Here is an 11,620-nt window from a genome sequence, read left to right as displayed (position 1 = left end):
CTGGGAGACATCGAAGACACCATCGCGCGCATGGTGCAGCTCAAGAGCGAAGGCGTGGGTTTTGCGCTCGATGACTTCGGCACCGGCTATTCCAGCCTGAGTTACCTCAAGCGCCTGCCGCTGGACCAGGTGAAGATCGACCAGAGCTTCGTGCGGGACGTGCTGACGGACCCGAACGACGCGGCGATCGTGCGGACGATCCTGGCGCTGGCCAAGAGCCTGGATTTGGAGGTGGTGGCGGAGGGGGTGGAGACGACGGGGCAGCTGTCGTTCCTGAGGCTGCATGGGTGCGAGGGGTTCCAGGGGTATCTGTTTGGAAGGCCGGGGCCCGTCGAACTGTTCGAGCGTGAGCATCTGCCGGGCCATTCAGCCCCCTCGCTGCCGACCGCTCTGCCCGCATCGCAGGAGCCGCAGCCATGAACGGTGTGGGCATCCTGTGGGTGGACATTGACACCCAGCATGCGGCAGCCGCGCGGCGGCTCATGGCAACGCGTTACCCCGACTGGCGGGTGGTCAACAGCCCCACGCCAGAAACTGCCAAGGCTCCCCTCGCCAGCCAGGCTTGGGATGCCGTGGTGCTTTGCCTCAAGCCCACCGACCAGGAACTGCCCGGCCTGCTGGAGCTGTGCGCTGGCCGCCCGGTGCTGATGTGCATCGATGCAGCGCAAGAGGCCCTGGCTGCGCGCGCCTTTCGCTGCGGGCTGGGCGACTATGTGCTGCGCGAGGCCGATGGCGTAGCGCACCTGAGCGAGCTGCTCAACCGCCTGGTGGCGCTGGTGCAAGGCGCCAAGGGGCAGGGCCAGCCTGTGCGCATGGTGGATGCCCGCATCTGGCAAGAGGCTCTGACCATGCTGCAGGAGCAGCGCTCGGCCCTGCAGGCCACGCTGGCCAGCATGAGCCAGGGCATCTTCAAGACCGGGCCCGATGGCCGCATCACCGTCTACAACGAGCGCGTGCTGGAGCTGCTGAACTTGCCCGAGTCGCTGATGGCCACCCGCCCCACTCTTGCTGACCTGACGCGCGTGCAGGCCGAGCGCGGTGACTTTGGCGAGGGCTATAGCCTGGTGGACCGTCGCGGACACGACTACGTGGCACAGGGGGCTGTCGCTGCTGCCCCGGCGCTGTACTGGCGTACCACACGCGATGGCCGTACGTTCGAGGTTCGCACCACCACGCTGGCCGATGGCAGCCTGGTGCGTACGTTTGCCGATGTGAGCGACTACGTGCGTGTGGAGAACGAGCTGCGCGAGAGCGAGGCGCGCTTCCGGTCCCTGAGCGACCTGTCGTCCGACTGGTACTGGGAGCACGATGCCGAGGGCCGCTTTGTGCAACTGGCGGGTGATCTGAGCGTGAACGGCATTCCGCTGTCGGACGTGATGGGGCGCACGCGCTGGGAGATCGGCGCCCTGAACATGACCGATGCCGACTGGGCTGCACACCGCGCGGTGCTGGCCGCGCACCAGCCGTTCCGTGACCTGGAGCTGCAACGCCGGCGCGCGGACGGCAGCATGCACTGGATCTCGGTCAGCGGCGTGCCGGTGTTTGATGCCAACGGCGCGCTGCGTGGCTACCGGGGCGTGGGCCGCGACATCACCGAACGCAAGCAGGTCGAGAGCCAGATCGAACGCCTGGCGTTCTATGACTCGCTGACCGGTCTGCCCAACCGCCGCTTGCTGGTGGACCGGCTGCAACACGCCACGCTGGCGGTTGCGCGCTCTGACACCCAGGGCGCGCTGCTGTTCATTGACCTTGACAACTTCAAGGACCTCAACGACACGCTGGGCCATGACACCGGCGACCAATTGCTGCTGCAGGTGGCCCAGCGCCTGAAGGGCTGCGTTCGGGAGTCCGACACCGTGGCCCGTTTTGGCGGCGACGAGTTCGTGGTGCTGGTGGAGGGCCTCAGCCCCGACCCCGCCCACGCAAGCGCCGAGGCTGCGCTGGTGGCCAGCCACATCATCACCACGCTGGGCAAGCCCTATGCGCTGGGCGATGCCAGCCACCACAGCACACCCAGCATAGGCATCGCGCTGTTTGGCCAGCAGACCGTGAGCGTGGATGAGCTGCTCAAACATGCCGACCTGGCCATGTACCAGGCCAAGGCGGCGGGGCGCAACACCCAGCGCTTCTTCGACCCCGACATGCAAGCGGCCGTGAGCAACCGCTCGGCCCTTGAGGCCGACCTGCGCCGCGGCCTGCAAGACAAGGAGCTGGTGCTGTACTACCAGCCGGTGGTGGACGGCAAAGGCCGCTTGCAGGGTGCCGAGGCCCTGGTGCGCTGGCGCCACCCGCGCCGGGGCATGGTGTCCCCCGCCGAATTCATTCCGCTGGCCGAGCAGACCGGGCTCATCCTGCCTCTGGGCCAATGGGTGCTGGAAGCGGCGTGCGCACAGCTGGTGGCCTGGTCGCGCAGCTCGCTCACCCGGCAGTTCTTCCTGTCGGTGAACGTGAGCGTGCGGCAGTTCCGCCAGCCCGACTTTGTGGAGCAGGTGCTGGGCGTGCTGGACGCCACGGGGGCCAACCCGGAGCGCCTGAAGCTCGAACTCACCGAGAGCCTGTTGATGGCCGACGTCGAGGACGTGATTGCGCGCATGGAACACCTGCGCCGCTATGGCGTAGGCTTTTCGCTGGATGACTTTGGCACGGGCTATTCCAGCCTGAGTTACCTCAAGCGGCTGCCGCTTGACCAGCTCAAGATCGATCAGGGTTTTGTGCGTGACCTGCAGACCGACCCCAACGACGCCGCCATCGTGCGCACCATCCTGGCCTTGGCCGACAGCCTGGACCTGGCGGTGGTGGCTGAGGGCGTGGAGACCACGGGCCAGCTGGAGTTCTTGCAGCGCTACGGCTGCAAGGCCTTTCAGGGCTACCTGTTTGGCCGGCCCATGCCCGCCGAAGTGCTGGAGCGTGCGCTACGGCCTGCGCTATGACCTGCGCTAAGGCAAAGGTCCGCCAGCGCGCGCAGTTCACAATCGCGCCATGAAAAAACAGGTGTTGGTCGCCGGTGGCGGCATTGGCGGCTTGGCTGCTGCGTTGGGCGCATCCCGGGCCGGGTGGGAGGTGCGGCTGTACGAGCGCGCTGCCGCGTTCAGTGAAGTGGGTGCGGGCGTGCAGATCGGGCCCAACGTGGTGCGTCGCTTGCAGGCCTGGGGTCTGCAGCAGCCGCTGCAGGCGGTGGCTGCCTTCCCCAGCCGGTTGCAGGTGCGCAACGCCGTCAGCGGCCAAGAGCTGGCCGTGTTGCCCTTGGGGCCCACCGCGGTGGAGCGCTATGGCGCGGCCTACGCCACCATTCACCGAGCGGACCTGCATGGCCTGTTGCTGTCCGCCGTGACCAAGTACACCGACACGCAATGGCATCTGGAGCATGCGATTGACAGCTTTGCCGATGCCGACGGCGTGGTCACTGTGCGCACCAGCCGGGGCAAGCAGGTTGAGGGCGATGCCCTGATTGGTGCCGATGGCCTGTGGAGCCGCACGCGCACCCAGCTTCTGGGCGCGGTACCGCCACGCGTGACGGGGCACCTGGCCTACCGCGCGCTGGTGCCGCAGCATGCGCTGCCTGATGCCTTGCGCACGGCGCAGGTCACCGCATGGCTGGGCCCGCGCCTGCACGCGGTGCAGTACCCCGTGCGTCGGGGCGAGCTGCAAAACCTGGTGGTCATTGTGCAAGGACCCGCACCGCAAGACCTGGAGAACTGGGACCACGCCGCCAATGCCGCAGGCCTGGAGCACGCACTGCAAGGCACCTGCACCGCGCTGCAGGACGTGGTGCGCAGCGTGAGTGCCGCGGGTGGGGCGGGCTGGCGCCTGTGGCCCTTGTGTGACCGCCCGCCGGTGCGCAGCGCCGACGAGATGGCACAAGGCCTGGTGGGCCTGCTGGGCGATGCCGCGCACCCCATGCGGCCGTACCTGGCCCAGGGCGCGGGCATGGCGATTGAAGACGCGGCCGAGTTGCAGCGTGCTTTGGCCATGCACGACCTCGATGTGCCGCTGCGTCTGCGCCGCTATGCGCTCAACCGCTGGCAGCGCAACGCGCGGGTGCAGGCACGGTCTACACGCAATGGCCGCATCTTCCATGCCACGGGGCCGGTGCGCTGGGGGCGCGACCTGTCGCTGCGCCTGCTGGGCGAGCGCCTGCTGGATGTGCCCTGGTTGTACCGGGGCGACGGCTCCAGCGCCAGTTCGTTGTGACGGTTGGCCTGCGGGGGCGCACTGCGGATAAGCCCTTGGCGCATGGCCCATGCATGCGTTATCAACCGGACATTCCAGTTGTCAGGACATTCCCTATCCGGTGCAACCCGCGAGCGCGTTTTGCAGGGTGAACTTTGCGCAGTGTGCCACGCTCTATCCCTGTGTGTGCAATGCCACAAAAAGGCCAGCCACACGCCCGCGAATTTGCTGTTCAAGCGCAGGTCGTGGTGCTACAAAGAGCCAAGCCGGTAGCGATTGCCAATGCAACACCGTGGTACCACCTGAGCCCGCCAGGGGTGCCGCTACAGGAGGTCGTATGGATGCCATCAGCAACTTCGCCGCGCGCTATGCCCGTAGCCGCGAAGAGGAAATGTCGATCGACGAGTACCTCGCCGAGTGCAAGCGTGATCCCATGGCCTATGCCACATCGGCCCAGCGCATGCTGGCAGCGATTGGCGAGCCCGAGATGGTGGACACGCGCAACGACCCGCGCCTGTCGCGGCTCTTTGCCAACAAGGTCATCAAGCGCTACCCCGCATTCACCGAGTTCTACGGCATGGAGGAGTCCATCGAGCAGGTGGTGAGCTTCTTCCGCCATGCCGCGCAGGGGCTGGAGGAGCGCAAGCAGATCCTCTACCTGCTGGGCCCTGTGGGCGGTGGCAAAAGCTCCATTGCAGAGCGCCTCAAGGCGCTGATGCAGAAGGTGCCGTTCTATGCGCTCAAGGGCTCGCCGGTCAACGAATCACCGCTGGGTCTGTTCGACGCCGCAGAAGACGGCCCGGTGCTGGAGGAGCAGTTCGGCATTCCGCGCCGCTACCTGCAGCGTGTGCTGTCGCCGTGGGCGGTGAAGCGGCTGGAAGAGTACGGCGGCGACATCCGCCAGTTCCGTGTGGTCAAGCGCTACCCCAGCGTGCTCAAGCAGGTGGGCATTGCCAAGACCGAGCCGGGCGACGAGAACAACCAGGACATCTCCAGCCTGGTGGGCAAGGTGGACATCCGCAAGCTCGAAACCTTTGCACAGGACGACACCGACGCCTACAGCTACAGCGGCGGCTTGTGTCTGGCCAACCAGGGGCTGCTCGAATTCGTGGAAATGTTCAAGGCGCCCATCAAGGTGCTGCACCCGTTGCTTACGGCCACGCAGGAGGGCAACTACAAGGGCACCGAAGGTTTTGGAGCGATTCCGTTTGACGGCGTGGTGCTGGCCCACAGCAACGAAAGCGAGTGGAAGGCGTTTCGCAACAACAAGAACAACGAGGCGTTTCTCGACCGCATCTACATCGTCAAGGTGCCGTACTGCCTGCGCGTGAGCGAGGAGATCCGCATCTACGAAAAGCTGATTCGCGAATCGTCGCTGGGCAACGCCGTGTGTGCGCCCGGTACGCTCAAGATGATGGCCCAGTTCGCCATCCTCACGCGCCTGAAAGAGCCCGAGAACTCCAGCATCTTCAGCAAGATGCAGGTGTACGACGGCGAGAGCCTCAAGGACACCGACCCGCGCGCCAAGAGCTACCAGGAGTACCGCGACTACGCGGGCGTGGACGAGGGCATGACGGGCATCTCCACCCGCTTTGCGTTCAAGATTTTGTCCAAGGTGTTCAACTTCGACAGCGCCGAGGTGGCCGCCAACCCAGTGCATCTGATGTATGTGCTGGAGCAGCAGATCGAGCGCGAGCAGTTCGCCACCGATCTGGAGACCAAGTACACCGGCTACATCAAGGAGTTCCTGTCGCCGCGCTATGCCGAGTTCATTGGCAAGGAGATCCAGACGGCCTACCTGGAAAGCTACAGCGAGTACGGCCAGAACATCTTCGACCGCTACGTCACCTACGCCGACTACTGGATCCAGGACAACGAGTACCGCGACACCGACACCGGCGAGGTGTTCGACCGCAGCGCGCTCAACGCCGAGCTGGAGAAGATCGAGAAGCCCGCAGGCATCGCCAACCCCAAGGACTTCCGCAACGAGATCGTCAACTTTGTGCTGCGGGCGCGCGCCAACAACCAGGGCAAGAACCCGAGCTGGACGAGCTATGAAAAACTGCGGCTGGTGATCGAGAAGAAGATGTTCTCCAACACCGAAGAGCTGCTGCCGGTGATCAGCTTCAACGCCAAGGCCAGCGCCGAAGAGGCCCGCAAGCACGAGGACTTCGTCACCCGCATGGTGAACAAGGGCTACACGCCCAAGCAGGTGCGGCTGCTGTGCGAGTGGTACCTGCGCGTGCGCAAGAGTAGCTAGGGTCGGTGTCTGGGCCACAGGCCCTGCATGGGGAACGGGAGCAACGGATGGCATTGCAAATCATCGACCGCAGGCTCGCTGGCAAGAACAAGTCGGTGGGCAACCGCGAGCGATTTGTTCGCCGCTATAAGGAACAGATCGCGGATGCGGTGCGTCGTGCCGTCTCGCAACGCGGCATCCGCGACATGGAGCAGGCCGAGAGCATCACCATCCCGCGCAAGGACATCAGCGAGCCCGTCTTCCACCATGGCCAGGGCGGCATCCGCGACACCGTGCACCCCGGCAATGCAGAGCATGTGCGCGGCGACCGCATCGAGCGGCCCCAGGGCGGTGCGGGTGGGCGCGGATCGCAGGCCAGCGACAGCGGCGAGGGCGAAGACGACTTCACCTTCACGCTGACCAAGGAAGAGTTCATGCAGCTCTTTTTTGAAGACCTCGCGCTGCCGCACCTGCTGCGCACCCACATTGGCGAGAACCCGCAGTGGAAGTCGCGCCGCGCAGGCTACAGCCAGGACGGCATCCCCAACAACCTGGCCGTGCTGCGCACCATGCGCGGCGCTTTGGGCCGGCGCATTGCACTTGGCAAGGCGGCGCACCGCGAGCTGCTGGCGCTGCAGGCCGAACTGGACGCCCTGCTGGCGCAGGACGACGGCACCAGCGAGGCGGTGGCTGAGTTGCAGCGCCGCATCGATGCGCTCACGGCGCGCATCGGCAAGATTCCGTACCTCGACCCCATCGACCTGCGCTTTCGTGCGCGCACGCCGGTGCCCGTGCCCAGCAGCCAGGCGGTGATGTTCTGCGTGATGGATGTGTCGGGTTCCATGGACGAGACTCGCAAGGACCTGGCCAAGCGGTTCTTCATCCTGCTGTACCTGTTCCTCACGCGGCACTACGAGACCATCGACATCGTGTTCATCCGCCACCACACCCAGGCGGCCGAGGTGAGCGAGGAGCAGTTCTTCCATTCCACCGAAAGCGGCGGCACGGTGGTGAGCAGCGCGCTGGTGCTGCTGGACCAGATCATCCGTGCGCGCTACCCGCAGGGCGACTGGAACATTTACGTGGCCCAGGCCAGCGATGGTGACAACTTCACCAACGACAGCGGCGTCTGCCGCAACCTGCTGGTGGACAAGATCCTGCCGCTGGTGCGCTACTTTGCCTATGTGCAGGTGGCCGAGGAAGAACAGAACCTGTGGGACGAGTACAGCCAGCTCGCGCCGCTGTACTCCCACTTTGCGATGCGCAAGGTCTCCGCACCCGGTGACATCTACCCGGTATTCCGCGATCTCTTCAAGAAAGAGGGGGTGGCCGCATGAACAACGTTGTGCAGTACCCCGTGCTGGAACGCCGCCTCAGCGACAACCCCTGGAAGGCCGCTGCCGTGGGCGAGCGCCGCCACCGTGCCGTGCCCGGCCAGCCCCTGCCTGCAGGCGCGCGGCCGGCCGAGCCGTTGCCCGACCCGAGCGACTGGACGTTCGAGCTGATCGAGCGCTACCACGCGGCCATTGCCGCCACGGCCGAGCGCTTTGGTCTCGACACCTACCCCAACCAGCTGGAGATCATCACCGCCGAACAGATGATGGACGCCTACTCCAGCGTGGGCATGCCGGTGAACTACCGGCACTGGAGCTACGGCAAGGAGTTTCTGGCCACCGAACGGCGCTACCGGCGCGGGCACATGGGCCTGGCGTACGAGATCGTCATCAACTCCAACCCCTGCATCAGCTACCTGATGGAGGAGAACACCACCGCCATGCAGGCGCTGGTGATTGCGCATGCAGCTTATGGCCACAACAGCTTCTTCAAGGGCAACTACCTGTTTCGCATGTGGACCGATGCGTCCAGCATCATCGACTACCTGGTGTATGCCAAGGACTATGTGGCCCAGTGTGAGGAGCGCTACGGCACGGGCGAAGTGGAGCGCCTGCTCGACTCCTGCCATGCCTTGGCCAACTTTGGCGTGGACCGCTATCGCCGCCCGTCCAAGAAGAACCTGGCGCGCGAGCGGCTTGAACGCGCGCAGCGCGAGGCTTACGCCCAGCAGCAGGTGAACGAGTTGTGGCGCACCCTGCCCACGCGCCCCGGCAAGGAAGGTGCGGCGCAAGAGGCCGACCGCTTCCCCAGGGAACCGCAAGAGAACATCCTGTACTTCATCGAAAAAAACGCGCCCCTGCTGGAGCCCTGGCAGCGCGAGATCGTGCGCATCGTGCGCAAGATCGCCCAATATTTCTACCCCCAGCGCCAGACCCAGGTCATGAACGAAGGCTGGGCTACGTTCTGGCACTACACGCTGCTCAACACGCTGTACGACGAGGGTTACCTGAGCGACGGCGTGATGATCGAATGGCTGGGCTCGCACACCAACGTGGTCTACCAGCCACCCGTGGGGCACCGTGCCTATAGCGGCATCAACCCCTACGCGCTGGGGTTTGCCATGTACCGCGACATTCAGCGCATCTGCCAGCACCCCACCGAGGAGGACCGGCACTGGTTCCCCGACATCGCTGGCACCCCCTGGCTGCCTGCGCTCGACCATGCCATGCGCAACTTCAAGGACGAGAGCTTCATCGGCCAGTACCTCAGTCCGCACCTGATGCGCGAGATGCGCCTGTTTGCGCTGCATGACGACGCTGGCGAGCGCGATCTGGTGGTCAGCGAGATCCACGACGAAAACGGCTACCGCAGCCTGCGCCAGATGCTGTCGCAGCAGTACGACCTGGGCACGCGCGAGCCCAACATCCAGGTGTGGAACGTGAACCTGCGCGGCGACCGGAGCCTGACCCTGCGCCACACCCAGTACCAGGGCCGCCCGCTGGCCGACGACACGCAGGAGGTGCTCAAGCACGTGGCGCGGCTGTGGGGCTTTGGGGTGCAGATCGAGAGTGCGGACGCCGATGGCAACCACCCGGTGCTGCTGCACCAGGTGCCCGCCTCAGCCACCTGACCGGACTGCGCTGGCACCTGCGCGCCGGTTGAGGGAAGATTGCTCTGTTTTTGATAGCTTCCAGCGCATGATTTACTAGCGCTACCGCCCGATTTGGCTCAGAAAGCAGACGAAGAGGCCTTGGCCCGTGGCACCCGGGCCTGCAGCGGGCAGTCGGTGGCCACACGCTCGGCCAACGTCTGGCGCAGGGCCTGCAGCGCGGCAATGCGGTCATCAATCTCCTGCAGCTTGGCGGCCAGCACCTGCGCCAATGCGGGGCCGGGCTCGGCGGCGTCCCAGATGGCGGGCAGCCGGTCGCCGATCTCCGCCAGGGTAAAGCCCAGCTGCTGCGCAGTGCGGATGTACTGCACCAGCGTCACCACTTCGGGCGGGTAGTCCCGGTAACCGTTGTCCAGGCGCCGCGCGCGAATCAGGCCCTGCTGTTCATAGAAGCGCAGCGCCTCGCGGCTCAGGCCCGAGGCCGTGGCCAGTTCACCGATCAGCATGATCCCGTTCCCCTCACAAAGTGCTTGACCCTGAAGCGTACTTCAAGGTGGAAGCTCGGGGCCTCATTGATCCATTCACAGAGGTTTCCTGTCATGCACATCCCCGCTTTCGCTTCCGGCCGTTATCTGCGCATCGTGCGCGCCAGCGGCTGGTACGACCTGCTCGTCACCTGGCCGTTTGCCTTGCCCTGGACCTTTGCCTGGCTCTACACCCAGCTGAACCTGCTGGCCCAGGCGCTCGCATTGCCCGGCACCTTGCACCCCTTGGACACCACGCACATGCTGCTGGCCAACCTGCTGGGCTCGGTGGTGGTGGTGTGGTCGGTGGCGCGCATCGTGGCGCCCACGGTGCTGCTGGGGCGGCTGGATGGCGTGGCGCGGTTTCTGTTTGCGGCCTGGCAGATCTACGCGGTGGCACACGGCGCCAATGCCATCGTGCTGGGTTTCACCGCCTTCGAGTTGTTGTTCGGCGTGCTGCAATGGTGGCGTGTAGCAGGTGCCAGTGCGGCGCTGTGCCCGCCTGACCCCGCGCGGGTGAATGAGCTGGTCAATGGGCGGGCGCGGGCAGCAGCCTGAAGGCCAGTGCACCCACCACCAGCATGGCCGCGATGGTCAGCATCACCGCCACGTACGGGTCTGCACCCTGTGCGGCGGCGATGGAGGCCGCCACGCCCGTCACCCACTGCATCAGCGCCACGCCCAGGAACAGCGCCATGGTGAACACCGCCATGGCGCGCCCTGTGACCGCAGGGGCGTAGGCCGAGCGCACGTCCGAATACTGCAGCACCATGTAGCCCGACAGCAGGCCCACGGCCACGGAGCCGCCCACGTCCAGCCATTCGGCATGCAGAAAGCCCATGGCCGCAAACAAGGCCGCCAGCAGGGTGGTAAAGCCCAGCAGCCAGCGCCTGCGCCTTGTGGGGCCAGGGTCCAGCCGACCAAAAAGGGCTGGGCTGAACAGTGACACCAACGACGACAGCATGGCCACATTGCCGCTGGCCACCAGCGAATAGCCGTGCCGCTCGATCAACAGTGGGCCCAGCCACAGTCCGCGCAGCGTGAGGAACGAGGCATAGGTCATCAGCGCCAGCAGCATGATGCCGGCGGTGTGCGGCAGCAGGAACAGCGCGCCGAAGCCGCGCACCGCCTGCAGCACCGATTCGCGCGGAGCGGCCTCATCGATGGGTTGTGCGGGTTCATGCACCTTCCAGAAGATCAGCAGCCAGGCCAGCGCCGCCAGGCCCGCCAGCACGCCAAACCCCATGCGCCAGGACGACTGCTGCACCAGCCAAGCCAGCGGCGTGCCGGTGAACAGCATGCCCAGTCCGCCCACCCCCATGGCCACTCCCGACACCATGGCAAACCGCGACGCCGGAAAGTAGCGTGCTATGAACACGGTGCACACCAAAAATGCGGGCGCGCAGCCCACACCGATCAGCACCTGCCCCAGCAGCACGGTGCCATAGCCCGGCGCCAGTGCCGACAGCACCGCGCCCGCAATGGTCAGCGGAAACGCCGCCAGCAGCGTGCGCCGCACGCCATACAGGTCGATGCCAATGCCCATGAACAGCTGCATGGTGCCAAAGGCAAACGCAAACGCCCCGGCAAACACCCCCAGCGCCTGCGCCGACAGACCGAACTCGGCCCGCAAGCCCGTCGCCATGATGGCCGTGATGGTGCGAAACGCCTGGCTCAGCGCAAAGCCCGCCACCAGCGCCAGCAGCATGGCCCAGGCAGTGCGGGGGGCGAGGAGAGGGGTGG

The 11,620-nt window shown here is 65.7% G+C and carries 9 protein-coding genes; 7 read left to right on the top strand and 2 right to left on the bottom strand.

Features of this window, described 5'->3' with window-relative positions; translation table 11 throughout:
* The 6 genes from AC07X4_RS22875 to AC07X4_RS22850 form a co-directional block, all read left to right on the top strand.
* The coding region (locus AC07X4_RS22875; RefSeq protein WP_494741420.1) for an EAL domain-containing protein at positions 1–420 on the top strand (420 nt) is incomplete at its 5' end.
* On the top strand, positions 417–2,930 hold the full coding sequence (locus AC07X4_RS22870) for a putative bifunctional diguanylate cyclase/phosphodiesterase (protein ID WP_444824532.1): 2,514 nt from the start codon (positions 417–419) through the stop codon (positions 2,928–2,930). The genes AC07X4_RS22875 and AC07X4_RS22870, both read left to right, overlap by 4 nt.
* A gap of 49 nt (positions 2,931–2,979) precedes the next feature.
* A complete protein-coding gene (locus AC07X4_RS22865; RefSeq protein ID WP_440597834.1) occupies positions 2,980–4,191 on the top strand; it encodes an FAD-dependent monooxygenase in 1,212 nt (403 codons plus the stop codon).
* 316 nt (positions 4,192–4,507) lie between these two features.
* Positions 4,508–6,430 carry a PrkA family serine protein kinase gene (locus AC07X4_RS22860; protein ID WP_015015409.1) on the top strand — a complete coding sequence of 641 codons (1,923 nt, stop codon included), beginning with the start codon at positions 4,508–4,510 and terminating at the stop codon, positions 6,428–6,430.
* 47 nt (positions 6,431–6,477) lie between these two features.
* Entirely contained in the window at positions 6,478–7,746 is a 1,269-nt protein-coding gene (locus AC07X4_RS22855) for a YeaH/YhbH family protein (RefSeq protein WP_436077754.1), read from the top strand.
* Entirely contained in the window at positions 7,743–9,374 is a 1,632-nt protein-coding gene (locus AC07X4_RS22850) for a SpoVR family protein (RefSeq protein WP_056066609.1), read from the top strand. Before AC07X4_RS22855 ends, AC07X4_RS22850 begins: the two co-directional genes overlap by 4 nt.
* 98 nt (positions 9,375–9,472) lie before the next feature.
* On the opposite strand, the gene AC07X4_RS22845 is transcribed toward AC07X4_RS22850, so the two are convergent.
* Positions 9,473–9,859 carry a MerR family transcriptional regulator gene (locus AC07X4_RS22845; protein ID WP_056748333.1) on the bottom strand — a complete coding sequence of 129 codons (387 nt, stop codon included), beginning with the start codon at positions 9,857–9,859 and terminating at the stop codon, positions 9,473–9,475.
* 93 nt (positions 9,860–9,952) lie between these two features.
* Between AC07X4_RS22845 and AC07X4_RS22840 the strand changes: the two genes are divergently transcribed.
* Entirely contained in the window at positions 9,953–10,435 is a 483-nt protein-coding gene (locus tag AC07X4_RS22840) for a hypothetical protein (protein WP_108497235.1), read from the top strand.
* Here the strand turns inward: AC07X4_RS22840 and AC07X4_RS22835 are convergent.
* On the bottom strand, positions 10,407–11,620 hold a 1,214-nt coding region (locus AC07X4_RS22835), incomplete at its 5' end, for an MFS transporter (protein ID WP_494741419.1). The two genes, AC07X4_RS22840 and AC07X4_RS22835, sit on opposite strands and share 29 nt — an antisense overlap.

The organism is Acidovorax sp. GW460-11-11-14-LB4 (assembly GCF_059423685.1).
This window is presented reverse-complemented; position numbering and strand designations above follow the sequence as displayed.